This window comes from Exilispira thermophila (assembly GCF_055389015.1).
Genome location: NZ_AP042476.1, coordinates 342,169 through 368,583, shown reverse-complemented (window position 1 = coordinate 368,583; position 26,415 = coordinate 342,169). Strand labels below are relative to the sequence as shown.

At 23.0% G+C, this 26,415-nt stretch carries 22 protein-coding genes and 1 pseudogene; 6 read left to right on the top strand and 17 right to left on the bottom strand.

Translation table 11 applies throughout. The annotated features are described in order from the left end of the window. Positions 1 to 643: 643 nt before the first annotated feature. From ACZ5EC_RS01520 to ACZ5EC_RS01465, 12 genes and pseudogenes are all read right to left on the bottom strand, one after another. A complete protein-coding gene (locus ACZ5EC_RS01520) occupies positions 644 to 1,954 on the bottom strand; it encodes a hypothetical protein (RefSeq protein WP_464303201.1) in 1,311 nt (436 codons plus the stop codon). A 4-nt stretch (positions 1,955 to 1,958) separates the two neighbouring features. Further along, entirely contained in the window at positions 1,959 to 3,581 is a 1,623-nt protein-coding gene (locus tag ACZ5EC_RS01515) for a S41 family peptidase (protein WP_464303200.1), read from the bottom strand. A gap of 180 nt (positions 3,582 to 3,761) precedes the next feature. Then, complete coding sequence (locus tag ACZ5EC_RS01510; RefSeq protein WP_464303199.1) at positions 3,762 to 3,962, bottom strand: hypothetical protein; 201 nt, start codon at positions 3,960 to 3,962, stop codon at positions 3,762 to 3,764. Between the two features lie 67 nt (positions 3,963 to 4,029). After that, a complete protein-coding gene (locus tag ACZ5EC_RS01505; protein WP_464303198.1) occupies positions 4,030 to 5,481 on the bottom strand; it encodes a radical SAM protein in 1,452 nt (483 codons plus the stop codon). A gap of 471 nt (positions 5,482 to 5,952) precedes the next feature. Beyond that, on the bottom strand, positions 5,953 to 6,282 hold the full coding sequence (locus tag ACZ5EC_RS01500) for a hypothetical protein (RefSeq protein ID WP_464303197.1): 330 nt from the start codon (positions 6,280 to 6,282) through the stop codon (positions 5,953 to 5,955). 272 nt (positions 6,283 to 6,554) lie between these two features. Then, entirely contained in the window at positions 6,555 to 6,677 is a 123-nt protein-coding gene (locus tag ACZ5EC_RS01495) for a hypothetical protein (protein WP_464303196.1), read from the bottom strand. 13 nt (positions 6,678 to 6,690) lie between these two features. Continuing rightward, a pseudogene (locus ACZ5EC_RS01490) lies at positions 6,691 to 6,813 on the bottom strand (insulinase family protein); the annotation flags it as partial. 34 nt (positions 6,814 to 6,847) lie between these two features. Further along, the gene (locus ACZ5EC_RS01485) at positions 6,848 to 8,287 is read right to left on the bottom strand and encodes a methionine--tRNA ligase (protein ID WP_464303195.1); all 1,440 of its coding nucleotides are present in this window, start codon (positions 8,285 to 8,287) and stop codon (positions 6,848 to 6,850) included. A gap of 226 nt (positions 8,288 to 8,513) precedes the next feature. Next, positions 8,514 to 8,696 carry a hypothetical protein gene (locus tag ACZ5EC_RS01480; protein ID WP_464303194.1) on the bottom strand — a complete coding sequence of 61 codons (183 nt, stop codon included), beginning with the start codon at positions 8,694 to 8,696 and terminating at the stop codon, positions 8,514 to 8,516. Between the two features lie 103 nt (positions 8,697 to 8,799). Further along, positions 8,800 to 9,810 (bottom strand): UDP-glucose 4-epimerase GalE, encoded by a 1,011-nt coding sequence (galE, locus tag ACZ5EC_RS01475; RefSeq protein ID WP_464303193.1) that lies wholly within the window; start codon positions 9,808 to 9,810, stop codon positions 8,800 to 8,802. A 255-nt stretch (positions 9,811 to 10,065) separates the two neighbouring features. Continuing rightward, positions 10,066 to 11,505 carry an MFS transporter gene (locus ACZ5EC_RS01470; RefSeq protein WP_464303192.1) on the bottom strand — a complete coding sequence of 480 codons (1,440 nt, stop codon included), beginning with the start codon at positions 11,503 to 11,505 and terminating at the stop codon, positions 10,066 to 10,068. 298 nt (positions 11,506 to 11,803) lie between these two features. Next, a complete protein-coding gene (locus tag ACZ5EC_RS01465; RefSeq protein ID WP_464303191.1) occupies positions 11,804 to 12,502 on the bottom strand; it encodes a hypothetical protein in 699 nt (232 codons plus the stop codon). 205 nt (positions 12,503 to 12,707) lie between these two features. Between ACZ5EC_RS01465 and accB the strand changes: the two genes are divergently transcribed. The 4 genes from accB (at position 12,708) to ACZ5EC_RS01445 (ending at position 16,901) form a co-directional block, all read left to right on the top strand. Next, positions 12,708 to 13,235 carry an acetyl-CoA carboxylase biotin carboxyl carrier protein gene (gene accB / locus ACZ5EC_RS01460; protein WP_464303190.1) on the top strand — a complete coding sequence of 176 codons (528 nt, stop codon included), beginning with the start codon at positions 12,708 to 12,710 and terminating at the stop codon, positions 13,233 to 13,235. 151 nt (positions 13,236 to 13,386) lie between these two features. After that, positions 13,387 to 14,727, top strand: a complete 1,341-nt coding sequence (gene accC / locus ACZ5EC_RS01455) for an acetyl-CoA carboxylase biotin carboxylase subunit (RefSeq protein ID WP_464303189.1) — start codon at positions 13,387 to 13,389, stop codon at positions 14,725 to 14,727. A gap of 225 nt (positions 14,728 to 14,952) precedes the next feature. Beyond that, on the top strand, positions 14,953 to 15,798 hold the full coding sequence (gene accD, locus ACZ5EC_RS01450; RefSeq protein WP_464303188.1) for an acetyl-CoA carboxylase, carboxyltransferase subunit beta: 846 nt from the start codon (positions 14,953 to 14,955) through the stop codon (positions 15,796 to 15,798). 59 nt (positions 15,799 to 15,857) lie between these two features. Next, positions 15,858 to 16,901 (top strand): acetyl-CoA carboxylase carboxyltransferase subunit alpha, encoded by a 1,044-nt coding sequence (locus tag ACZ5EC_RS01445; RefSeq protein WP_464303187.1) that lies wholly within the window; start codon positions 15,858 to 15,860, stop codon positions 16,899 to 16,901. Here ACZ5EC_RS01445 and ACZ5EC_RS01440 read toward each other — a convergent pair. The 5 genes from ACZ5EC_RS01440 to ACZ5EC_RS01420 all read right to left on the bottom strand — a co-directional run bounded on the left by ACZ5EC_RS01440 (position 16,851) and on the right by ACZ5EC_RS01420 (position 23,184). Next, the gene (locus ACZ5EC_RS01440; RefSeq protein WP_464303186.1) at positions 16,851 to 17,522 is read right to left on the bottom strand and encodes a TVP38/TMEM64 family protein; all 672 of its coding nucleotides are present in this window, start codon (positions 17,520 to 17,522) and stop codon (positions 16,851 to 16,853) included. The genes ACZ5EC_RS01445 and ACZ5EC_RS01440 overlap by 51 nt on opposite strands. An 85-nt stretch (positions 17,523 to 17,607) precedes the next feature. Beyond that, positions 17,608 to 20,301 carry a GreA/GreB family elongation factor gene (locus ACZ5EC_RS01435; RefSeq protein WP_464303185.1) on the bottom strand — a complete coding sequence of 898 codons (2,694 nt, stop codon included), beginning with the start codon at positions 20,299 to 20,301 and terminating at the stop codon, positions 17,608 to 17,610. Positions 20,302 to 20,341: 40 nt separating this feature from the next. Beyond that, positions 20,342 to 21,259 carry a hypothetical protein gene (locus tag ACZ5EC_RS01430; protein ID WP_464303184.1) on the bottom strand — a complete coding sequence of 306 codons (918 nt, stop codon included), beginning with the start codon at positions 21,257 to 21,259 and terminating at the stop codon, positions 20,342 to 20,344. 333 nt (positions 21,260 to 21,592) lie between these two features. Continuing rightward, positions 21,593 to 22,441, bottom strand: a complete 849-nt coding sequence (locus ACZ5EC_RS01425) for a hypothetical protein (RefSeq protein ID WP_464303183.1) — start codon at positions 22,439 to 22,441, stop codon at positions 21,593 to 21,595. A 260-nt stretch (positions 22,442 to 22,701) separates the two neighbouring features. Continuing rightward, complete coding sequence (locus ACZ5EC_RS01420; protein WP_464303182.1) at positions 22,702 to 23,184, bottom strand: biotin/lipoyl-containing protein; 483 nt, start codon at positions 23,182 to 23,184, stop codon at positions 22,702 to 22,704. A gap of 291 nt (positions 23,185 to 23,475) precedes the next feature. On the opposite strand from ACZ5EC_RS01420, the gene ACZ5EC_RS01415 reads away from it, so the two are divergent. Together ACZ5EC_RS01415 and ACZ5EC_RS01410 are read left to right on the top strand one after the other, a co-directional pair. After that, positions 23,476 to 24,522 (top strand): mechanosensitive ion channel family protein, encoded by a 1,047-nt coding sequence (locus ACZ5EC_RS01415; protein WP_464303181.1) that lies wholly within the window; start codon positions 23,476 to 23,478, stop codon positions 24,520 to 24,522. A 4-nt stretch (positions 24,523 to 24,526) separates the two neighbouring features. Continuing rightward, positions 24,527 to 26,413, top strand: a complete 1,887-nt coding sequence (locus ACZ5EC_RS01410; RefSeq protein WP_464303180.1) for an amino acid permease — start codon at positions 24,527 to 24,529, stop codon at positions 26,411 to 26,413. The last annotated feature ends 2 nt before the right edge of the window (positions 26,414 to 26,415 follow it).

The window sequence follows — 26,415 nt, the reverse complement described above, 5'->3', positions numbered from 1 at the left end:
TTTACTATATTTTTAATCAAATAAATTAATTCTTTTTTATGTATAATGTTATTTTTTAACTTTAATATTATTTAAAATATAATCTAATATAATTTTTATTTATTTCAAAAAATTTTTAAAACTAAATTAAAATGAAAATTTATGATATTGTTTCTATTTACTCTATAATCAAATTTTTATTATATTACTTTAAAATGGATATACAGGATTTTAATAATGGGAAAAACCCTTTTTTGTTAATAATAAAATTGAAATTATTGAGATATTTAAAAAATAGAATAAATTATATCATAATTGAAATTTTTCTCGTTAGGTCAGTTATGTAACTTTATTATTTTAATCATTTTAACATTAACCTAAACTTAATATTATATTTTTTTAGCCTTTGGCAACTGACAATCATTCGAAAAATTTCAATTATGATATAAATATATTATTTTACTTATTTAATCAAATACAATAATTTCGAATTTTATTATTAACTACACCTGCCACGAAGTCATTATATTTCTTTAATCTTTGACAACTGACAATCATTCAAAAAATTTCAATTATGATATATATATTTGTTTATATTTATTTAATAAAAATGCAATAATTTTCAATTTTGTTATTATCTGCACCAACCACGAAAAATATTGAATTAAGTTTGTTTTTTTAAAAAAGATAAAACTTGTTTTGATGTAATAGAAAACATTGATTTTAATATTGTAAAAATGAAAAATAACATTCCAAATACAAAAATAAATTTAAATAAAATATCAATAATAATATTTAAATTAATATTTGATAATGAGATATTTTGAAATGTTAAAAATATTTGTTTTAAATAAACAGGTAAAATATTTTTAATCATAACAAAAAATATATAATAAAAATACCCTAAGTAAACATATGTAAAGAAAGAAAAGAAAATAAAGAAATACCTTTCTGGGCTTTTTATTAAAGATAAAAATGTTTTTGTTTTTGCAAAGTTGTTATTTTCTTTTCCTATAAATTTTTTAAAATCTTCAAATAGATACTTAAAAAACTTTTTTGAAAAATCATGCAAATTAAATAATCCCAGTAAATCTGTTAAAATCCAGTAGCCATCCCATTTAATGAATGGATTAAAAGAATAAAGGATTGAAAAACAAATTGAACCTGAATATATAATAAAAAAATCATATTTTTTATAAAAGAAAAAAAGAAACATTGAAATTGTTGCAAATATCATTTCAATATAGAACCCACCTGCATCAATTATCAACCTTTTGAATCTTGAAAGTTCCCATACTTCTGTTACATCAGAATAAAAAACAGGCATAAAAAAATAAAACCCAAATCCAATAATAGCAGGAGTTTTATTATGATATTTTAATGCTCCAGCATGTCCAAATTCATGTAAAAAAGTTGTAAAAAATAATGCTACTGATAAATAAATATAATCAAATCCTTTTAATGAGGTCGCACTCTGGACAATCATTTTATATTTTAATATAACAATAAAAAAGCTTATTAACAATACTGGAAGGATTGAAAAATAAAAAAATTTATTAAAAAATATTTTGAATATATTTGAAATAATATTTAGTAATTTACCCTTTAATAAAGGGATTCTTAAAGAAATATAAGATTTGCTTTTTTCTTCAGAACCAATTATAAAATTGTATATTCTTTCAAATGTTGATTTAACATCATTAGATATATTTAAATGATTATAATTATTTGAAATAGTATCATTTAAAAAAATATTATTGTTTTCATAATACTTATTTTCATTAAAAACATTTTCAATTATTTTTTTCTCTTTTTCAGAAAGTATTAAATAATTATTTTTATATTTTAAAAAATAAAAATTAACTTTAAGGCTTGTATCTAATTTGGATATTATTATCTCTTTTTCTAGATATAAATTTAAAATTGTATTAATTACTTTTTCAATTGATATTAGCTGCTTATCTTTTAGTTCCATATTTTTAATCTCTTGCTTTTTCAATCAAATTTAATGTATATTCTAAAATAGTATCTTTACTTTTTAGTAAATCATCAATAGTTTGATGAACTTCAATATCTGGCAATACAGCCTTTTTGGATTCAAAATCTAAATATCTAGATGATAACTTATATAAAAGATTTGAATTTTTTAAATAATAAAAACCATCATAATAACCAAAACTACTAAATTCACCTGTATTTTCTCCTATTTTAATAGAAGGTAAATTGTACTTTTTAATAATACTTAAAAAAACAATGATTGCAGAAAAATCTAAATAATTTTGTAATACATAAATATTTTTAAAAAGTGTATTTATTTTGCTTTTATCTATTTGATAACTTTTATTAACCAAAATTACTGGTGAAAACCTAATAAAAGAAATTAAATTCTTAAATCTTTTTATTCTTTGCAATAAATTAGTATTTTTTGTTATATATATATTATAAATAGAGTTAGGATAAATATTTAAATTATATATTTTCTTCAACAACTTTTCACCTATTAAAGAATATCCACCTTCATTATCTCTAACATCAATGATAATATTATCTGCACAATATTTATCTTTAATATTTTTTAATTCCATTATATAATTAGATAAATGGTACATATATTTTGTATCACTTTCTCCAAAAGATAGTATTTTAAAATATAGAGTGTTTATTTTACTTAAATAAAAGATTTTCATATATTCATCATTTAGTATTTCAATAGGCTTATATCCAATTAAATTATTATATAAAACATTGTTCTTTTTATTTATAGTTTTTATATTATTTAAAATTAGATTTATTATTTTTTCTATATCAAAACATTTTAATTTTAAAGATAAAAATTTATTTTTTTCTTCATCAAATACTTTTATTGAATAATAATCATATTCAGGAAATAAAAATGAAAAATACATATATAAATAATTTAAAAATTTTCCATTAATTACTGAAGCAATTGAAGCATTATATGTTGGTATATTAAAATAATCATAAATTCCATCTAAAAACTCTTTTGTTTTGATACCATTTATTTCAACTACCTTTAATTTTGTATCTAAATATTTAAGTTTATTTTCATTATTATCGAAGTAATATAACAAATAAAGATTATTATTATTAAAATCATAAAATAATTTTATCAATGGAACTTTAACTTTTAAATTTTTTATATTTACTAAAATAAAAGAATGAGCATCTCTAATACTATTTAAAAAAGGATAAAAAATATTAATATATTTTTCTTTTTTAAAAACATTTGATTTATGACTTTTTATTATTGAAACACTTTCCTTATATTTTTTTATAACTTTCTTTTTAAATTTCCTATAATCATATGGATATGGATAAAATTTAAGAATAACCTCTTTTAATTGTTTTAAATCCTGTAGCACCTCTTTTTTTGTTAATTTCTCTTTTGGAATGTAAGCATTATAATTTATATTATATCTATCTAATCCCAGATAATTATATTTTTTTACTAAATGTTCATTATATTTTTTGTAAAAGTAATTATAAAAGGATTGTGAGTATAATAAATAAAATGAAGCACCTATAAATAAAGCAATTACTAAAAATGATAATAATATAATAAGTTTTTGTTTCTTTTTCATTTTATGCCCTCTTTAAATAATAAAATAATATATCTTAAAATATCTTTTAATTTAAAAGTAAAAATGATAGAAATATTAGATATTAAATCTTTTTATATTATATATCCCCCTCTTGCAATTAAAAGAGGAGGATATTTTTCAATTATTAAATATTTGTAAAATTATAATCAATTTAGTGTATCATAAACCATATACATCACATACTATTGGAATAACTGGTGGACAATCTTTTGGACATACAAACATTGTGCAACCTCCACCAACTACATCGCATTTATGATACTTAGGTGTTATTCCACTCATCTCCATTCTTTTTTCAAGTTCTTGAACAGTTAAATCCTGAACAATAACTTCTGTTAGATCCATAATTTCTTTACTCATAAAGAACCTCCACTACTTTTATTTTATTAATTTATCCTTAAAGTGGCCACTTAAAAGGATTAGTAAGTTATTTTTCTTTTACTTCTTCTTTTTTCTCTAACTTTTTATCATTATTATTTTTTTTTATATTATTATCATTATTAGTTATAATAATTTTATCATTATCTTTTTCATTTAAAAATTGAATTACTGCTTTATTTGCAATTTCTGGAAAATATTTTTCAATTTCTTCACAATCTTTTGAAAATATGGTACCTGTTCTTCTATATGCTCTAGCACTGCATCCTCCTCCACAAATTAAAGCATATTTACATTCCAAACATTGTTCCATATTTTTTACAACTCTATTATGCCAGTAACCTTTATTATCATTAAACTTCAATCCATCTTTATATGTCCCAATTACAAACTCCTTCTCACCAACTAAATCCCAGCATGGATATATATCATAAAAAGGATCAAATATATACATACTTGAATTTGCTGAACAGGATAATATTTTAAACATATATGGTGATTTTGTTTTTAATGAACCATATAAGGTATTAAATATATTTTTATGTGCAGAATTTATATCAAACTTTTCATTTGAATATCTTTTTTCAATCTCTGTTTTTAATTCATGATTTGTAAAATAATTTTTCTTATCTTTACCATCAACAGGAGATATATAAAATGAAAAATTTTTATTTTTCAAAAATCCCTTTTTATCAAATATCTCTTTTAATTCTTCTATCCCTGAAACATTTGTTTTATCCATATTAATTCTTACTGATATTCTAACACCTTTATCCAATGCAAGGTTAATATTTTCAATTATTTTATTAAATGTAGGTTTTCCACCTTCTAAAAATCTTCTTTTATTATGAATCTTTTCTGGACCATCAACTGTTATTTGAAAAAACTTAAATGTATTGCCAAGATATTTTTCATATACTTCAAGATCATAACCATTAGTAATTGCATCAAAATGGGTAAATCCATTTTCCTTAAGTTTTTCAATTGCATATTCAACAATATCATAATTTTCTTTCATAAGTGGTTCACCACCATAAAAAGAGATGGATTTAGCATCTTTATCAAGTTCCTTCATCACTTCAATTGCTTTATCTATATTTTGCCTATCCATTTTTTTATTTAACCAATCTTTTCCTTTTCTTAATAAATTTTTTTCATAACAATAAGGACATCTAAAATTACAATTATAACTAAATATTAAAAGAAAGCCTGCACCTTTTTTATAAATCTTTTCAAATTTGTTATATGCTTTTTTTAATTCTTCTTTTTCTTCAAATAAAGTTTTATCTGTTATAAAATATTTTGATTTAAAATAATCTATCTCATCTTTGTTCAATTGTTCAATCTTATTATTAATCAAAATATTTCCAAGTCTTTCTGAAACTAAAGAAATAGCTCCACTAAACCCGTGTAAAAGTAAATACTTATTAATTTTTTTAATTTTTGTTATTATTGTGTAGTTACTTACATGTAATTTTTTATAGTTTTCGATTTGTTTCATATTTTTCCCCTTATTTTAAAAATTTTTAAAATTTATTTTATTTTTCATATTTTATTTATTAATTTATATAAGAATTTATACAGAACTATCAATTATATAATTTATTTTTAATTGTCAACAGTTTAATTTATAGGTTAATTCAGAAAGGTAGGGGGACATTTTTTATTTGGAAGTTTTATAAAATTAATTGTAAGATAAAAATAATTATTAATTATAAAATATTAATTATTAAATATAAAATATACAAGTAAAATGAAGAAATGTTTTTTAGCATTTCTGTGAAATAAATAATAACACCATTCAAATTTTGATATTAAAGTTATTTACAAAAGAATTCTTACAATACATAATTTACTGTACAAAATAATTCAATAATCTAAAAATTATTAGTTAATTTTAATTATAGCTATTTTAATAATTATAGTATATATCATTTGTTATAAATTAATTTATTTATTTTATATCTATTCACTAAATAATATCCTCAAAAATAAAAACTTGATATATATCAATAACAGGTTTTTCATAAGGATGAATATTCATAATTTTTTCTATAACCTTTTTCAAATCTCTTTCAAGTATAGTAAATTCAAGTTTAAATTCATCTTCTCTACTTATTTGTCCTATTTTACCAGAAAAGGGTTTAGAACCTTTTAAAGGTCTCCATGTGCCTTTTACTTTGTAATAAGAAAAAACAAAATCATATCCTTCAAAAATAGGTGTAATTACTTGATTTAATTCCTCCATCATTGTTTCAATATACTCCTGAGGTAGATATGTAACAATTTTATATTTTTTCATGTTTACTGACCTTTGTAACTTATATGCTATCTTTCATATAAAAAAATTTTTATTTTTTATAAATAAATTTAAGAAACTATTATAATAAAGTATAAGAAAATTAATTATTTTATACACATCAAAAAAAATATAACTAATTTAAAACTAAAAACAATAAATCATTTGTTAATTGAACAAATTATATTTACTATTGTATTTTTTTAAACAATTTAAAATAACTAAAGTAGTAAAAATTGAAAAATTTTTTTTATATTCCCTTATTTTAATAATCTTTATTGGCTAACAAAATCCAATATTTTTTGAATAACATCTTTAGTATAAAATAATGTTCCAATTCTTGATGATTTAGAGTAATTGTCTTTTTCAAACCCTAATAGTGTATTATAATCTTTCAAAAGCTCTTTATCGTCACTGATAATAAAATTCTATTAGATTATATAACATTAGCTGACTTTTTATTTTTATTGAACTGCGAAAAAACATATGTTCTAAAAAATGTGTAATTCCATTATTATACTTATTTTTATAATGTGACCCTCCATGTTTTTAATCATATTAAAAACCATTATATTTTTTTTAATCGTGGAAAGATAATTTTTTGTTCTTTGTTATTTAATATGTTTTTGATTTTAAGTGATGATTCAGGAATAATTGGATAATACAATTCATTTACTTTCTTAATTAAGTATGCAATATTAACCAAAATTTTCTCTGCCTGATTTTTTTCTTGTTTCCATGGTTCATTCTTATTAAAATATTGATTCCCAAACATTACAATTTCGTTAATTTGTTTAACTGCATAATTTAACTCGAAATCTAAATAATATTGCTTGACCGCTTTTGTAAAATCATTAATTTTCTTAATAAAATTATCAGAAACACATTTTTTATTATAATTTATTGACCTTTGTTTGCTTAAATGGATTAATCTATTAATCAAATTTCCATAACTATTAGCCAAAAATGAATTATAATATTCTACTAAATCAGTTTCTCTATATGAGCAATTTTTATAGGTAGGTAAGAACCCTAACATATAAAAACGAATAGGATCACAACCATATTTCTCATATTGTTCTAATGGTGACACAATATTACCTAATGTTTTAGACATTTTTCTGCCATCAGGTCCTAAAATTGTTCCATGAACTAATATTTTTTTTGAAAATTTTAAATTCAAAGAACATAAGATTGCTTGCCAGATAGCACCTTGAAAACGTAAATTATCTGGTCCACAAAATTGATATCCAGGCCACCATTTATTAAAATTATCATTGTTTATATTATAACCAATTGATTGAATATAATTTGTCAATGCATCAAACCAAACGTATATTGTTTGAGTTGGATCATTAGGGACCTGGATACCCCAGGGTACAGTATTTCTGTTTCGGGATATGCTAATATCTTCCATAGAAGTAACAAAATTAATTAGTTCAATACGTTTAGAATATGGTTTAATGAAATCCTCATTATTATTAATGTAATCAAGTATTTCTTTTTTATATTTTGATAATCTGAAAAAATAATTTTCTTCGGAATACAATATAGGTTTAATTAAATGATCTGGACATAATCCGTCAACTAAATCCTTTTCTTTTAAAAAAGATTCACATCCTACACAATAAAGACCACTATATTGCTTTTTATAAATGTCATTATTTGATAAACATTTTTTCCAAATATTTTTAACACCTGTATAATGTTTTTTATCTGATGTTTCATAAAAAACATCAAAATTAATATTAAATTTTGAACAAAAATCAATCCATTTTATTCTTAAGTCGCTTATTAATTCTACAGGGGTAACATTATGTTTTATTGCTGTATTATATAATTTTAAACCATGTTCATCCAATCCAACATTAAAGAATACATTCTTTTCTCCATAATAATACTTAAAAAATCTGGAATAAGCATCAGCTTGAATAAATTCAAGTGCATGACCAATATGAGGTATTGAATTTGCATAAGGTAATGTTGTTGTTAAATATATATATTCCATTTTATTATTCCGTATGTTTTATTAAACATATCGTTAAATTAATGTCAATATAAATTTTAAATTTAATATTTTGAAATAAGTAAATATTTTTAAATAAAGATAAAAAGACTACAAAATATTTATCTTAAAGGACTTAAAAAAGGTAATTGAATATACATATTATATTTTAAAATATATTCATGCAAGAACTTCAAGTATTATAAAAATGCAGAAAAATATAAAAAATTTAATGATTTAAAAAATGAACAATTATATACGACAAAACTAATATTGAAAACATTGTTATACAAACAACTGACATGCTTTTACAGGAAATTTTTTTTTCCCCATTAATTAAATTTCTAACCCATAATGTTACAAAACCTGCTCCACCTAAAAGGATAAAAATTAATAGCAATTTCATTAACATTATAACCCCTCTTTTTATGATTCAATCTGTTTCTAAATTAATTTTTTTCTTGAACAATCACATCCAAATAAACCACTAATTATATTTGAAAAAAGATTCTTATCTACTTTTTTTTATATCTTTCATAAAGAATCTTATGCCAGTTCCATGCAGTTTCAATTATAATTTCAGGGGAGTCAAATTCAGGTTTCCATCCCAGAACTTTTTTTATTTTCTCAGAAGATGCTATTAAAATAGGAGGATCTCCCTCTCTTCGTTCTGTTTCAATAACTTTAAAATCCTTTCCTGTAATTTTTTTAGCAAGATCAATTATCTGTCGTACAGAAAAACCTTTACCATTACCAAGATTAAAAATCTCTTTAACTGGTTCACTGTTTCTATTTTTATTTGTTTTTTCAAGTAAATATTCTAATGCAAGAATATGAGCAGATGCAAGGTCATTTACATGTATATAATCCCTTATACATGTACCATCAAAAGTATCATAATCAGTTCCAAATATTTTAATATTTTCTCTAAAACCAATTGCTGCATCCAGAACTAAAGGGATTAAATGAGTTTCTGGATTATGCCATTCCCCAATTTCTCCATCTGGATCTGCGCCACTTGCATTAAAATATCTTAATGAAACATAATTTAACCCATAAGCATTGGAAAAATCTTTTAAAATCTGTTCTACCATAAGTTTAGATCTGCCATAAGGATTTATTGGATTCAAAATCTCATTTTCTACTATTGGAATATTTTCTGGTAACCCATAAACTGCAGCTGTGGAGGAAAATACAAAATTTTTTACATTATGGTTTAACATTGTATTTAATAAATTTAATGTATTTGCAACATTGTTATGGTAATATTTATATGGATTTTTGACAGATTCCCCAACAAATATAAAAGCACTAAAATGCATAACAGCATCAATTTTATAATTTTCAAATACTTTATTAAGTAGTTCTTTATCTGCAAGGTCACCTTTAACAAATTCACCCCATTTAATAAATTCTTTATGCCCTGCTGATAGATTATCATAAACAAGAACATCATATCCATTCTTTGATAGCATTTTACAAATATGAGAACCAATATAACCTGCTCCACCAATAACTAAAATCATAGAATCTCCTTGAAAAATTTATTCAATTTTTTAATTAAATTTTTTAGTCAAAAAATATTAAAATACCTTTTAATTACATAAATATCATATCTTAATTAACAAGAAAATATCATATTTTTTTACAAAATAAATTAAACTTTATTAAAGTTTTTAATTTTTTTTATTTATTTTATTTAAATGATATTTTTTGCATTTTGCATAAGTTCTATTTTTAGTACGTTTATTTAAACAATATTTTTTGCTTTTATTTAATTTTTATTTTATAGCATGATATTTTTTCTTTTTAATAAATAAAATAAATATTAATAATCCTATTAATGTAATTAAAAAACCAATAATAAATGAAAACCTGTAACTTATATTCTGGGTTAACCCTTTTTTTAATAGGAAATCAACAGCTGGTCCAGCAAAAAATGTACCTGCTAAACCCCAGCTTAAAAAAAATGTTGCATTATATATTGCAAATAATCTGGCTCTTTTAATTGGTGGAATCAAAATTGATACAATTGTATATGATGACGAAATAATTATTACTTCTGCAATTCCAGCAATAAAATTAAAAACATAAATTTGCCATAACTTTAAAGCTGCTGCAAATCCTATAAGATGAAGCATAGTTAATAAGACACCTGACAAAAGCAAAATTTCATCGTTTATTTTTTGTGAAGCTTTTCCAATTAAAAATCCAGTTAATATAGTTGCTAGAGATTGCATATTAACAATATAACTTAAAGTTATACTTGAAACATTGAAACCACTTTTCAAAAACAAATATTGTGTCTTTATCTGTGCTATAGAGTTTCTTCCAAAATTAATAAATGTTAAGGCTATTAAAAATAATAAAAATAGATTATAAGAAATCTTTTCCTCATTTTTTGATAAGTTATTTTCATTTAAACTATTTAATTTCTTTTTTTCAAAATATTGATCTTTTTTAATTTTAACCTTTTTTTTATTTTTTTTGTTTGCATCTTTTATTTTATTTATATTAGTAGGATTATTACTATCATTTTCTTTATATATTCCCCCTTCAGGAATAAAAAAAATTGGAATAGTTGACACTATCATGACAAATGAAGCAAAAAAGAAAAGATAACCTTTATAAAATCCCCATCCATCAAAATAATTTCCTGCTCCATTATATAATATTCCCCCAATAAGAACACCTATAATTCTCCCTATTCCACCTAAAGAAGTTAATTTTGCTTGAATAGAAGTTCTTTCATGTTCTTTATAAAAATCTGAAATCATAGCAGTCCAACCAACATTTGACATTGACCAGAATATTTCAATAAAAGCAAGCCCTCCTATAATAATAAAACCTGAAACAATTTTATTGTTAGATATATAGTGCAAATACCAGATAATCAATGTTAAAATTCCAGCTATAGTTTCTCCAATAATTATAAGAGTTTTTCTTAATTGATATCTATCTGATACTTTTCCCCATACAAACATCTGAAAAGAGGAATTGAAAATCATTGGTAATGTCGCCATTAAAGTTGTCTGTGTAACAGATAACCCTAGATAAAATCTTAAATATATAGAAAGATATGAATAAAAAAGACCTCTTCTAAACATGGCTAATATTTGAAAAGAAGAAATCTTTAAGAATAAAGTTAGAGATTTATTTTTTTTTTTATTTCTTATCTCTTTAATACTTTTTATTTCTTTATTACCAGTAAATTTATCCATAGATATCCTTTTTAAAATCTTAAACTATTTCTCATCTGAATAAATTATAGCAAAAGATAAATTATTTTTTATTTGAATTAATTATAGCAAAAGAATAGATTGTCAATTAAATAATGGAAAATATCAAAATTTATAAAAAATCTTTCCTTTTAATGAAAAGTATAACTTATTATTGGAAAATATTACTTAGAAAATAAAAAAGAGGTTGTCCCTTAAGTATCAGGACAGCCCCTCCTTTAAAATTTTATCTGTAGTTACTATAATTGATTGCATTTTTTCTTAGTATTATAAATTTAATTTAGTCTGCCATGTGGATAATTGGCATCATTCCAAAAAATGGTCTAACTACTTTTGAGTCTATTAAACTGTTAAAGTTATCTTTAGAGATTTTTATTATATTGTCATATTGTGTTTGAGTAATTAATCCAATTTGAAGCATAGCTTTGTACAATTCATTTTTAGCATTTTCTACATTCTTTAATGCAGGTAAAATACTGTTCCATTGTGAATCTGTTAATTTAAAAGAATTATAGTTATAACCATATCCTTTATTTCCACCCATGTTTTGTGAATTTCTGTATCCAGGTCTGTTTCCTTTGTTTTGTCTATTCCCCATCATAGTATTTCCATTCATAGGGTTACCATTTTTACCATACATATTTCCCATACCACCATAACCTGGCATTACTTTAATTGTTCTTGTTTTTGATATGTTTTTAAAATTTGTATCAAGTTCATCTTTCATCCCTTGAGCTTGATATTTTGAAATAATTCCAATTTCTACCTGTTTATCAAGCAAACTTTTGATTTGATCAATATAGTTTTTTAAAGCTGGATAAAAAACTTTCCAGTCAGAAGTAGATATTTTTGCTTCAATCCCCATATCTTTACCGGAAGCTTTTCCATAACCACTATCAGCCAATACACTTAAACTTACACCAATCAATAAACTAACTACCAATAAAATACTAATTACTAAATTTGTTCTTCTTTTCATTTTTTTGCTCCCAAAAATTTAATTTTTATTTAAGAGGATTTTTCTTCCCCTCATTAGTAATATTATTCCTAATTATGAAGTAATTATGAATAACAAATGAAACTGTGATGAAATTTAAATTTAAATTACTTGACTTTTTCCAATTTTATTTTATCAATCAGTCAATAATATTTAAAACAATTAGATATAAATTTTGGAGGAATTAATGGAAAATAAAGATATTTTAGAAATACTAAAAGCTTTTTCTGAATTAAATATTGAAGAGCTTGAATTAAAAAATAAAGAACTGGAAATAAAACTTTCTAAAAGTAAGAAGATAGATACTAATTATTTAACTGAACTAACAAAAACCTTATCTAATAAAGCATCTTCAGAAATTATTGAAAATTTTGCTAAAAATGAAAATAATGATCAAACTCAAACTAAAACAGAAAGAAAACCAAATGAACAAATTGTAGAAGGAATAACTGAAAAAGAAGAAGATAAAGAGGGGATTGAAGTTATTACTTCACCTATAGTTGGAACTTTTTATGAAGCTCCAGCTCCAGGTAAACCACCATTTGTTAAAGTTGGAGATAATATTTCTAAAGGACAGGTTTTATGTATTATTGAAGCAATGAAAGTTATGAATAAAATAGAATCAGAAGTTGAAGGAAAAATTATTGAAAAACTGGTAAAAAATGAACAACCTGTTGAATTTGGAACCCCTCTATTTAAAATAAAAATTATTTAATAAAAAAAACAAAATAACATTTCAAATAATTAATAACAATAAAGTGATAATTACAATGAAAAAAATAATTAAATTTTTAATTGTAAGATTATAAATTTAAAAATAGATTTAAAAAAAATTTTTGTAAAACAATAAAAAAAATGAGGTAAATATGTTTAATAGAATTTTAATTGCAAATAGAGGTGAAATTGCAGTTAGAATAATCAGAGCATGTCACGAATTAGGAATAGAAACCGTTGCAGTATATTCTGAAGTTGATAAAGAATCATTACATGTTAAATTGTCAGATCATTCTGTATGTATTGGACCAGCTCAATCAATCAAAAGTTATCTGAATATTAATAATATTTTATCAGCAGCTTTATTAAAAAATGTGGATGCAATTCATCCAGGATTTGGTTTTTTATCTGAAAATCCTGAATTTGCAAGAATTTGTGAAGATTCTGGTATAAAATTTATTGGCCCAAATTCTGATTCAATTTCAAAATTAGGACAAAAAGCTTTAGCTAAAAAAATAATGAAACAAAATGATGTGCCTGTTATACCTGGTCCAGAAGAAACCTTCACTGATGCTCATAAAGCATTAAAAGCTGCTTTAGAAATTGGATTCCCTGTAATTATTAAAGCAGTTGCAGGTGGTGGAGGAAGAGGAATAAGGGTAATTGAAAAAAAAGAAGACTTTATTCAGGTTTTTCAAGAAGCATCACATGAAGCTCATATAGCTTTCAAAGATCCAAATATGTATATAGAAAAATTTTTCAAAAACCCAAAACACATTGAATTTCAAATATTAGCTGATGAGCATAAAAACTGCATTCATCTTGGAGAAAGAGACTGTTCAACACAAAGAAGAAAGCAAAAAATAATTGAAGAAACCCCATCAACTGTTTTAACTACAAAAAAAAGAGATGAAATAGGGAGAAAAATAACAAAAGCTCTTGTAAATATAGGTTATCATAATGCTGGGACTGTTGAATTTTTATATGAAGATGGAAATCTATTTTTTATGGAAATGAATACAAGAATTCAGGTAGAACATCCTGTTACAGAAGTTGCTACACATATAGATTTGATAAAAGAACAAATAAGGGTTGCTGCAGGTGAAAAATTAAGATACAAACAACAGGATATTAAATTTTATAGTAATGCAATGGAATGTAGGTTAAATGCAGAAGATCCATCAAAAAATTTTATGCCTTTTGCAGGTAAAGTTAATAATTTAATTTTTCCAGGTGGACCTGGGATTAGAATTGATTCCCATATTTATGCAGGTTATACAATATCCCCTTACTATGATTCAATGATTGCTAAAATTATTGCTTTTGATAATTCCAGAGAGGAAACAATTGCTAAAATGATTAGAGCATTAAAGGAACTTCAAATTAATGGTATTAAAACAAATAAAGAGTTTTTACTTAAAATACTATTTCAAGAACAATTTTTGAAAGGTAATTACTCAATAAATTTTATTGAAAAAACATTATTAAAATAGTATAATAAATAATTAATTTATTAATCAATAAAAATATTTTTAAAATTAAAATATAAAATTAAAATATAAAATTAAAATATTACTTATAAAAAATTTATTTTTTATAAAAAAATAATAAAAAAATAATAAAAAAATATAATATCAAAAAATAATATAATAATTTATTTTTAATCTTTTATTTTAATGTTTATTTTATAAAAAACAATAAAATAAATAAGGAAGTTTATGGATAATTTATTACCAGATTTAATAAAAAAATTATTCACCCCTAAAAACAAAAAGAAAAAAACTAACCTTCCTGACAATCTTTTTGTACAATGTCCTGGATGTAAACAAATTATATATAGAAGAAAACTGGATGCAAATTTAGGGGTTTGTCCTGAATGTGGATATCATCACAGAATTCCAAACAAAAGATGGATTGAAATCATTTGTGATAAAAATAGTTTTGTTCCACTTTTTGATAATCTTAAAACAATTGACCCCCTAAATTTTCCAAAATATAGAGAAAAAGTTGAAACATTGTATCAAAAAAATATTGATGAAGGAATCACTACAGGTAAATGCAAAATTAATGGGATTTCTACTTTAATTGGAATTATGAATACTGAATTTATGATGGGATCAATGGGTTCAGTTGTTGGAGAAAGAGTAACTCTTTTATTTGAAAGAGGAATTGAAAAAAAACTACCAGTTATCCTTTTTACAAGATCTGGTGGAGCACGAATGCAAGAAGGTGTAATATCATTGATGCAAATGGCAAAAACATCAGCTGCAATTAAAAGATTTTCCAATCAGGGTAATCTTTATATCACTGTATTACTTGATCCTACAACTGGTGGTGTTTCTGCATCATTTGCAATGCTTGGTGATATAATATTAGCAGAACCAAAAGCTTTAATTGGATTTGCAGGACCAAGAGTAATTGAACAAACGATAAAGCAAAAGTTACCTGAAGGATTTCAAAGAGCTGAATTTTTACTTGAAAAAGGGTATATTGATAAAATTATTAATAGACATGAAATGAAAACAACTCTATATAAAATTTTAAAAATTCACAATTATACATAATTGATTTAAAAAAAAGTTTTTAGAACATAATCTTTAATAAAGAGAATAAAGGAAAATTAATGGACAAAAAAAAGGTAACTAAAAAAATAAATGAAATAAAAAAAATTTTAAAAAAAGAAAAACCAGATTTAATTCCTGAAATAGAACAGATTGAAAAAAAATTAAATAACAATCAAACCTCTTTAGATAATAAATTCTTAACTAATAATGAGCAGCAAATATCTGCCTGGGAAAAAGTAAATTTATCAAGAAAAATTGAAAGACCTAAACCTCAGGATTTTATTAATTTTCTTATAAGAGACTTTATTGAATTTCATGGTGATCGATTGTATAGTGATGATAAAGCTATAATTGGTGGAATTGGATATTTCAAAGGTATTCCTGTTACTGTAATAGGTACAAGAAAGGGAAAAGATTTAAAATCCAATATAACTTACAATTTTGGAATGCCTCATCCGGAAGGGTATAGAAAAGCATATAGGCTTGCAAAACAGGCTGAAAAATTTAAAAGACCCATACTATTTTTTGTTGATACACCAGGGGCTTATTGTGGTATTGATGCAGAAGAGCATGGTATTTCTGAAGCTATTGCAAGAAATTTATATGAATTTTCTGCTCTTAAAGTTCCAACTATAACAGTTATAACAGGGGAAGGTGGCTCAGGTGGAGCTTTAGGATTATCAGTATCAAATGTAATAATAATGATGGAAAATTCAATCTTTTCAGTTATTTCACCAGAAGGTTGCGCTTCAATTTTATTTAAAGATTCTTCAAAAGCTAAAGTTGCTGCAGAATCTTTAAAATTAACAGCAAGTGATTTATTAAAATTAGAAATTATTGATTATATAATACCAGAAGGTAAAGGGTTACATATTGACCATAACTATGGATTTAAACATCTTGAAAAACAATTACACAATACACTTATGCAACTTTTAACCCTAAACACTTCAGAACTAATTGAACAAAGATATAAAAAGTTAAGAAAAATTGGATTTTTAGAACAAAAAAGTGAATCTTTTAAAGAAAAGGTATCAAAAACCAGAAAATCATTATTTAAAAAACTTTTTTCCAATTTTAACAAAAGCAACAAAACCAGCTAATATTAATAATGTAATTACTAATTGTTTTGTTATATCTTTTCCACTTATAATATCTTCAACCGCATTTCCCATGTAGCTGTAGAAAAAAGCTTGAACTGTTGATCCTGCAGCTGAATATAAAAAATAGTCTTTTATATTAATATCTGAAATCCCACAAACAATGTTCAAACCATTGTATGGGGTAATAAAAAACAATCTTGAATAAAAAATAAAACTTTTTGAATTTTTCTCTAAAGCTGCCGATGTTTTTTGTAAAACTTTCACTTTATTTTTTATTTTAATAAAAAATTTCTTTAAAAGAAATCTTGCCCATAAAAATGCTACCATTATATTTAGAATGGAACCAATATAGGCTACAATTCCACCTAATAAAGTTCCATATAAATACCCGGAAAACAAAGATAAAAATGCTATTGGAATATAAATAAACCCAACTGATGCATAAATCAAAAGAATAATTAAAATCCCTTTAATACCATAATTATCAAAATAGTTTTTTTGAGTTAAAAAATAATCTAAATTCAAGTAAGATGCCAGATTAAAATGAAAATAAATCCAGACCAAAATTCCAATTAGTATTAAAGGGATTATTATATCTAAAATTGGTAATTTCTTTTTCATATTAATTATATCTTTATAATTTCATATTAATTATATCTTTTTAATCTTTTCACTTTAGATAATTAAATAAAAAAAATTTCTTTTTTTATAACGCTTTTGCTATGCTTTTAATCATATATGTTTTTTTATCTGATGGATTTTTAAAAGAATCTCCAACCTTTTTACCTAATAATATTTGTCCAATAGTAGTTTCATAAGAAATAATATTTTTGGTTAAATCCACATCCCATTTACCAAGGATTGTATATTCAATATCTTTGTTATCTTCTTCAATATGAATTTTGACTTTAGTACCAATATTAACCTTATCAGTTTTAACTAATTTAGGATTAATTGCAATAGCATTATTTATTTCTCCCTGCAATAAAGCAGCTTCTTCATTCAAATGTTGTAACTTTTCCCTTGCTGAAATATATTCAGCATTTTCTCTTAAATCCCCTTTTTCTTTTGCTAAAGCCATCTCTTTATTTGTAGTTGGAATTTCAACAGATATAAGACGTTGTAAATAAGCTTTCTTCTCTTCTATTGATTGAGCTGTAGAGTAAAAAGTATTTTTATCTTCAACCTCTTTTTCTCCATGGACAGATAGAATCTCTGGAAATTTATTATAAAGAATTACTTTAAATTCTCTTATATATTCTTCTTTCATATCTTTAATTCTAAAGAACATTGAAGCCATTTTCTTAACTTTATCTTTATCAGTGGTTGAATTAATAAAATTTTCTAAAACCTTATCTTTAAATAAAATTTCAATAATAGAATTAAAAATCTTTCTATTATTTGCTAATTCAATTTTTTGAATAATAGCTCTATTAGAATAATCAAGTAAGTTTATTAACAAAAGAATTATTTCTCCATCTTCAACCTCAAGATTAATTTCATAATCTGCAAAAATTAAATTTTTACAAAACCACAAGAATGTTTGAGGTTTTTCCCTATATGCTTTTTCAACCTCTTTAATCTTTGCATTTATTAAATCAATGCAACCTTCATTTATAAGAACATTTAAAACATATTTTGTTGGATATTTAACAAGATAATTTGCCATTATCTCTTTCCAATCATCTATATACATTCTTAAATAGGTAAAATATTTTTTTTCAAAAAAAGAATCATTAATAGGAAAATAAAATTTCCCATATTCAGCAATATTTCTAAATAATTGATCGGGTTTAAACGGTAATGTTATATTTAATTCAGGATATACTTTTTTCAAATCCTGCATAAAAATATAGGAAAGAATAAAATTAGGAGATACTTCTAAATCTGCAACAATAAGATTTTGAAAATATTTTAACATTATTTGAAAATTGTCATGTTGATAATCACTTCCTTCTTCTAAAAATCTTCTACAAACTTTTGCTTTATCAATAATATTATCATAAGCTTTAAATTCTTCAAGTAATGAATCTTCAAAAGAAACCGGTTTATCCCTTAAAATATAAAGATTATTTTTATTCAAAGATTTAGCAAAAAGAGGATCTGTTTTTAACTGATGTTTGGCTTTTTCCCATATTGAAGACCATTTTTTAGGGTCACAAATTTTATTAGCTGTAATAAATTTTTTCATATCTGTAGAAGTTGCTTTTCCACCTAAAGCTTTTAATACCATTTTAACAAATTTTCCTGGTTCTTTTTCAATTATTTCATTTAACTTTTCTTTTTTAGTTTTATTTAAAACAAGAACATGATCATCAGGCAATATTTTAAGGGAAGTTAAAGCCATATCAATTTTCATTCTATGATCTTTTTTACTTTCAAAATCTATAACTAAAAAATCATTATCAATATCTTTTATAAACCCAATACCTGCTTTTGTATGGTAAATCCATGTTCCTTTATCAAAAGGGATATATTTTTCAAAAATAGCGATAGCTGAATAAAGATCTTTCCATTTCATATTTAATTGAGATCTTTTTAAACAAACCTCAAATTGTGAATTGTTGCTATAGATTTTTCTATATGCTTCAATTAATTCTTCTCTTAATTGTATAGCTTTTGTGTCTTTATATTTATTCGGAATTAATTTATAAATAAGTTTTATCCCTTCAACAACAACTTTATAATTTTCTTTTGTTTTATAGTAATCAATTAGGATTTCACCTAATTTAAACCTCATAGCTTTGTAAGGGGTATTGATTTTTTCTAAAATACTAAAAAAGTATTCTTCATCTTCATCATTTAATTCAAGTAACTTCTTAAAATAGCTTTCAATATTGGTAAAATTCTTTTTTAAGATTGAATATTCTATTAATTTTTTATAGTAAAAAATTGCTTCTTCTTTATTATCAAGACTTTCAAAATATTCAGCTAATTTTTTAGTTGTTTTAATATCTGAATAATCAAGTTTTGCCAATTTTTTCCAATAATCAACTAATTTTTCCTCTTCAACTCCTTCTTTTTCTAGAATATCAATATAATCACTTAATATATTTTTAAAATTTCCATATTGAAGATACTTTTCACATAAGTATTTTATAATTCCCTGTTTATGGTTTTCTTTAAATATGTTAATTAATCTTTCAGCATAAGTTGAATCATAAGAACCATCTCTGGCAAATATTACACTAAGAAAATAAAGAGCAATAATTGAATTTCTGGATTGTTTTATATAATTTTCCAAAAAATTTACAACTTCTGTTTGAACACCCTTATTAAATATATCTTCAATAATTTTATCATAATTTGCAAAAGTACTAATTGAAAATTCAGATATGGTTGTTCTTGTCCATTTTTCCTCTTTTAAATAATCTGTAATTGTTGCAACAATATCTGGCATATTTACTCCTTTAATTATAATTTCACAATATTTTTTTAACTTATATTTTTTTTATTAATTCTTCATATAAAACAGGATTAATATTTTTAATTTTATTTAAATACTGTTCTCTTTTGTTTTTATCCTGAATTTGAATTGTAAAATATTCAACTAAAATTATGTACTTTTTAATCAAAACTGGTTCAAGATTTGATTTTGAAGTTACATCAACATAATAAATTTTTTCAAGCTCAATAATTTCCTGTTTTATTTTATTAATTTCTTGTTCAGTTAATTCTCTTCTTATATCAAAAAAATTATTAAGAATTCCATAAATAGGGACCCATTCAATTGCTTCATATTCTTCAAATCCATTTTTTTTAGCAATTTCAATAATTTCAAATATTTTATCACATGAAATTACATCAAAATCCAGTAATGTTAAACTATTTTCAAAGAAAAAAACTTCTTTAAAAAAAAGTTTTGCTATTTCAATATCACCCTTTAAATAATAGCAATCTGCCATTAAAAACATTATTTGTGAATTATGATCAAGTTTATAAGCATATTTTAATGTTTCAATCGCTTCATCATATTTTGCAATCTCTTTAAAACAATATGCAATACTTAAAAGTAAACTTATATCATTAGTATTTTTTTCTTGTTTAGCATTTAACAAATGGATAACTGCTTTATTATGAACAAAATAATGGATAGCATTTATTTCATCAACATTATGCATTTTATGTTTTTCTACATATACTAAAAACTCGCTCCATTCATTTAAATAAGCTAAACCCTTTTCATAATCATTTTTAATTTTATTTAAAACTTCAAGATGATTAATCCAATACTTAATTATTCTATGTTGCAAAAGTAAATCATCAACTTTTTTTTCTTTTGATATAGAATCTTCAATTAAAGCATAAGCTTCATTAAATTTTCCTTCCATTAATAAAGAATTAATATTTTTACCCATTTTTTTACTCTGTAAAGTTATTATTAAATAAATACTTAAAAAATGTTTTTATTTAAACAAAAATAAAACAATTAACATAAGAAAGAACCAAAAAAGTTTCTAACATTATAATATATTCAATATTATTTTTATAATATCCTTAGTATATTTTCATATAATTATTTATTATATTAAATTTGCTTTTAATAAAAGATCAAAATTAAAAAATTAAAAAAAAAATCCCTTTCATAATATAAATTTAGCTTCAGAATAATAAAAAATAAAGACAAATGATTATTATTATACTATACAGGTATACACCAATTTTCTTGGTGAATTAAGATTAAATAAAAATTATTTTTTGTCAACAATTACAACAATTCTACCCTCATATAAAACATTTACATTATCAGGATTTCCTAAAAAAATATCAATATCATTATTTGATATAATAAGATCAGTATTATTTATACCAAAAGAAGAAAGAGCAGCTATTTTATAAGGTTTTTTACCAATAACATATTCTAACTTGTTTAAAGCTAAAGGATCAGTAACATAAGTTATATATCCATATTTAAGAATATATTGCCATTTCACATTATCAAAATAGAAAAATAATTTTCTATCCTCATCCAATATTTTCATTTTCAGACATGGATTTAAATTAAATCCTCTTGCATCTATTACTAAACCTGTAAATCTTGTAGTATGAGGAAATTTTGAATTATAATTGATCTTAATAAAATAGTTTCTTTCAAGATTAATATATGAATATACATTTTCATCATCAATAGTAAATGGAAGAAAATATTTAATCTCTTTTGTATCACTTTTATATATAATATCAGATTTTCTAGAAAAATGGATATAATTATTAATGTTTAGAGTTAAATCAGGATTAGATTTTAGCATATCTATAACTTTACTTTTAGAATCAAGATATTGATAAACAATAAGATTAAAAAGGTTTTTGTATCCTTCATTTTCAGCTTTTTTTAAAGTTATTAATTCATTTGATGCAATATTTTTCATATTTTTATTTAAAGTTGCAGATCCTGAAGATTCAAAATAATGTTTAGTCCAGTTAACTGTACCATATTCACTTTGAACAACAAAATCAAAATTATCAATTATAACATTTTGAGAAATAAAAGTGGTAATTAGTAAAATTACAAATAAGAAAAGAAAAATATTTTTTTTCACCTTATTATATTATCTATTAATTAAAAAAAATCTTGACTTTAACTTTTAATTTTAATTTAAGTTCTCTTTCATAATGTATGGATAGTTATTATAAATCACCTGCAATTTGTAATATTTTTAATTTAATTTATTTCAAATAATAGTTCAACTTATAGTAATTATATTTAATTTAATTTAATTTAATTTAATTATTAATATTAATTTTTATTTAACTTAATTTTTTATTTAACTTATTTTCTACCTAAACTATTTTTACATTTTTATTCAATTTCAAAAATAGGATCTCCCTTTTTAACTTTTTGTCCATTTTCAATAAGTCTTTTTTTAATCTTTCCTTTTTTATTTGATTTAATCTCATTCATCACTTTCATAGATTCAATAATACATACTATAGTATTTTCATCAATTTCATCACCAACTTCAACAAAGGGTGGTTGGCCTGGAGCAGGAGAAGTATAAAAGGTACCTGTAATAGGGGCTAAAATTTTATTTGTTTTATCTTCGTCTAAATTTTTATTAGTTTCTTTAGTTTCATTAGCTTCATTTTTAAATTCTTTATAAACATATCTTGAATTTTCAATTTTGTCTTTATCAAATTTTTCTAAAGTAATAGAAAATTCACCACTTTTTAATCTAAATTGTTTTAAATTATTTGTATGAAATATTTTAAAAAATTCTTCTAAATCTTTTATTTTTATTCCTAATAATGATCTGGATTTTTCAAATTTTGGAAAGAATTTCATTCTTATTCCTTTTTATTTTTTTCTGCTTCTTTAACTTTATAAAATGTTTTATTAAATTTAATCTCTTTTTAATTTTCGTCAATTTATAATTAATAAGCTAAATACATCATTAAATAAAATATATCATTAAGTATATTTCAAAAATCTATTTAAAATCTGAAAAATATTAGAATGTTATTGAAATAAAATGTTTGCAAAGCTTTTTAATTGTATTTTTTTACTTTTTCTATCCACTTATTTTGAAATTGAAACCAATTGATTTTTTATTAATTTAATTTAAATTAAGAATGTATGAATGAAAATATTTCATTATTAATAAAGTCATTATATAATTATTTGCCTCCTTTAATTGTAGCATTATTTTTTTTGTTTCTGGGTATTTTTTTAAGAAAACTTATATTAAATAGAATTTTTAAAAAAGCTAAACAACCTTTAAAAAGATTTGAAAAATCCATAAAAGACCTTTTTGTTTTTCTCTTTTTTATTTTTGGGATATATATTTCTACATTAATTTTAACACTAAATCCAATTACAGTTAAATTTGTTAATTCTTTATTATCCTCTATAACTATTATTTTTATAACTATCTTTACTGCTAATTTTTCTACTTTTTTAATTAAAAATCAAAAAAGTAAACTTGCTGAAGTCTTACCCTCTACTTCAATTGTTTCAAATATTGTTAAAATAACAATTTTGATTTTTGGAGGTCTTTTACTTTTACAAAATCTTGGAATTTCAATTACTCCTATCCTTACAGCATTGGGAGTTGGTGGTCTTGCTATAGCTCTTGCATTACAGGATACCTTATCAAATCTTTTTGCTGGTATTCAGATTATGCTTTCTAAAAACATTCAGGTAAATGATTATGTTGAACTTTCCAGTGGTGAAAATGGTTTTGTTCAGGATATTAACTGGAGAAATACAATTATAAAAGATTATAGTAACAATTATATAATTATTCCTAATAACAAACTATCCTCAACAATAATAAAAAACAATACATACTTTGAAGCATTTGTAAATGTTTATATTGACATAGGAATAAGTTATGACTCTGATCTTGATAAGGTTGAAAAAATATGCATTGAAGAAGCTAATAAAATTATAAAAGATTATTCTGATATAGTTACAAATAACAAGCCAATAGTTAGATTTAAAGAATTTGGAGATTCAAGTATTAACCTATTTGTAAGAATTACAGCTAAAACTAAAGATACTTCTTTTGAAGTAAAGCATTTATTTATAAAAAATATTTATAAAAGGTTTGAAAAGGAAGGTATTGTAATTCCTTATCCCCATACTACTGTTGAGTTAAAAAATAATAAAAACAAGGAATAAATAAATGAAAACCAAAAGTACAAATAAAAAAAACAAAGAATTTAAAAAAGATTTAGGGTTACTTGTAGTTTTTAGTATAGCAAGTGGCGCAATGATATCTTCAGGTTTATTTGTACTTCCATCAATAATATATTTAAAAGCAGGTCCATCAATTATACTGGGATATATTTTTGCAAGTTTGCTTGTAGTTCCAGCAATGTTTGCTCAAACAGAACTTGCTACAGCTATGCCTAAAGCTGGAGGCACCTATTTTTTTATACATAGAAGTTTTGGATCTTTATTTGGAACTTTTGCAGGATTAGCTAACTGGTTTTCAATAAGCTTGAAAAGCGCTTTTGCATTAGTAGGAATAGGTATTTTTCTGGAACCTCTTGTAGGAATATATACTCAGGATACTATAAAAATAATTGCCCTTTCCTTTACAATTTTTTTTACAATACTAAATATTTTAAGTGTAAAAGAAAGTGGTAAATTTCAATTTATACTTGTTACATTTTTACTTTTTATCTTATCTGCATATATATTTCTGGGATTTAACCATATAGATATAAATAATTATACTCCATTCAAGATAGGTGGGTATAGAAGTATTTATACTATTACAGGAATGATTTTCATATCTTATGGTGGCCTTACAAAAATTGCATCAATTGCTGAAGAAGTTAAAAACCCTGGAAAAACTCTACCAAAAGGGATGTTTTTAGCTTTCTTTATTGTTTCAATAATTTATGTTCTTGTTGTTTTTGTAACTGTAGGGATATTAAATAAAACAGACTTTTCTTCTACTCTCACTCCAATTTCAGAAGGAGCATTAAGATTTTCAGGACAAATTGGTTATATACTTTTAATGGTAGCTGGTTTGCTTGCTTTTTTAACAACTGCAAATGCCGGGCTTCTTTCTGCTTCAAGAACACCTATGGCCATGGCAAAAGATAACCTTTTACCTGATTTTTTTTCAAAAATTTCTTCAAAATTTAGAACCCCTTATATTTCTATAATTTTCACATCTCTTTTTATGATACTTATTATAGTTTTTTTAGATACTGAATCACTGGTAAAAGTTGCTTCAACAATGATGTTGATCCTTTTTGCATTTGTAAATATCTCTGTAATTTTAATGCGCGAAAGCAAAATTGTTTCATATAAACCTTCTTACAAAGCTCCTTTATATCCTTACTTATACGTTTTAGGAACAATTTTTTATATTGCACTGATAATTGAAATGGGTAAAATACCATTAATTATTACTGGAATATTTTTTATTGGCTCTTTTCTATGGTATATTTTATATTCTAAATCCAGAAACACAAAAGAGTCTGCTTTAATCCATATAGTTGAAAGAATAACATCAAAAGAGATAAAGTCTGATAACTTAACAAGTGAATTAAGAAATATTTTAAGACAAAGGGATAACATAATTGAGGATAGATTTGATAAAATTATAAAACAAGCTCCAATTATTGATATTGAAAATGAAATTTCATTAGATGAACTTTTTAAATTAATTGCAAATACATTCGCAAAAAAATTTAACCTTCAAGAGGATGATATTTTAAATTTACTATATGAAAGAGAAAATGATTCAACAACTGCAATTCATGAAGGACTTGCTATTCCACATATAATAGTTCCAGGCAATAATAAATTTGATATAATATTAATAAGATCGAAAAAAGGGATCTTTTTTCCAAAAGCAAATAATAGAGTTAAAATTGTTTTTGCATTAGCTGGTACAAAAGATGAAAGAAATTTTCATTTACAATCTTTAATGGCAATTGCTCAAATTTTTCAAAATAAGGATTTTATTAAAAACTGGTTAAAAGCTGATACAAAAGAAGATTTAAGAAATTTAATTTTAATTGCTGAAAGGATTCGAGAAGGGAAAATATAAAC

Coding starts and splice junctions, on each gene's coding strand:
- ACZ5EC_RS01520 (WP_464303201.1), bottom strand. CDS start 1,954: ATGGAACTAAAAGATAAGCAGCTAATATCAATTGAAAAAGTAATTAAT.
- ACZ5EC_RS01515 (WP_464303200.1), bottom strand. CDS start 3,581: ATGAAAAAGAAACAAAAACTTATTATATTATTATCATTTTTAGTAATT.
- ACZ5EC_RS01510 (WP_464303199.1), bottom strand. CDS start 3,962: ATGAGTAAAGAAATTATGGATCTAACAGAAGTTATTGTTCAGGATTTA.
- ACZ5EC_RS01505 (WP_464303198.1), bottom strand. CDS start 5,481: ATGAAACAAATCGAAAACTATAAAAAATTACATGTAAGTAACTACACA.
- ACZ5EC_RS01500 (WP_464303197.1), bottom strand. CDS start 6,282: ATGAAAAAATATAAAATTGTTACATATCTACCTCAGGAGTATATTGAA.
- ACZ5EC_RS01485 (WP_464303195.1), bottom strand. CDS start 8,287: ATGGAATATATATATTTAACAACAACATTACCTTATGCAAATTCAATA.
- ACZ5EC_RS01480 (WP_464303194.1), bottom strand. CDS start 8,696: ATGTTAATGAAATTGCTATTAATTTTTATCCTTTTAGGTGGAGCAGGT.
- galE (WP_464303193.1), bottom strand. CDS start 9,810: ATGATTTTAGTTATTGGTGGAGCAGGTTATATTGGTTCTCATATTTGT.
- ACZ5EC_RS01470 (WP_464303192.1), bottom strand. CDS start 11,505: ATGGATAAATTTACTGGTAATAAAGAAATAAAAAGTATTAAAGAGATA.
- ACZ5EC_RS01465 (WP_464303191.1), bottom strand. CDS start 12,502: ATGAAAAGAAGAACAAATTTAGTAATTAGTATTTTATTGGTAGTTAGT.
- accB (WP_464303190.1), top strand. CDS start 12,708: ATGGAAAATAAAGATATTTTAGAAATACTAAAAGCTTTTTCTGAATTA.
- accC (WP_464303189.1), top strand. CDS start 13,387: ATGTTTAATAGAATTTTAATTGCAAATAGAGGTGAAATTGCAGTTAGA.
- accD (WP_464303188.1), top strand. CDS start 14,953: ATGGATAATTTATTACCAGATTTAATAAAAAAATTATTCACCCCTAAA.
- ACZ5EC_RS01445 (WP_464303187.1), top strand. CDS start 15,858: ATGGACAAAAAAAAGGTAACTAAAAAAATAAATGAAATAAAAAAAATT.
- ACZ5EC_RS01440 (WP_464303186.1), bottom strand. CDS start 17,522: ATGAAAAAGAAATTACCAATTTTAGATATAATAATCCCTTTAATACTA.
- ACZ5EC_RS01435 (WP_464303185.1), bottom strand. CDS start 20,301: ATGCCAGATATTGTTGCAACAATTACAGATTATTTAAAAGAGGAAAAA.
- ACZ5EC_RS01430 (WP_464303184.1), bottom strand. CDS start 21,259: ATGGGTAAAAATATTAATTCTTTATTAATGGAAGGAAAATTTAATGAA.
- ACZ5EC_RS01420 (WP_464303182.1), bottom strand. CDS start 23,184: ATGAAATTCTTTCCAAAATTTGAAAAATCCAGATCATTATTAGGAATA.
- ACZ5EC_RS01415 (WP_464303181.1), top strand. CDS start 23,476: ATGAATGAAAATATTTCATTATTAATAAAGTCATTATATAATTATTTG.
- ACZ5EC_RS01410 (WP_464303180.1), top strand. CDS start 24,527: ATGAAAACCAAAAGTACAAATAAAAAAAACAAAGAATTTAAAAAAGAT.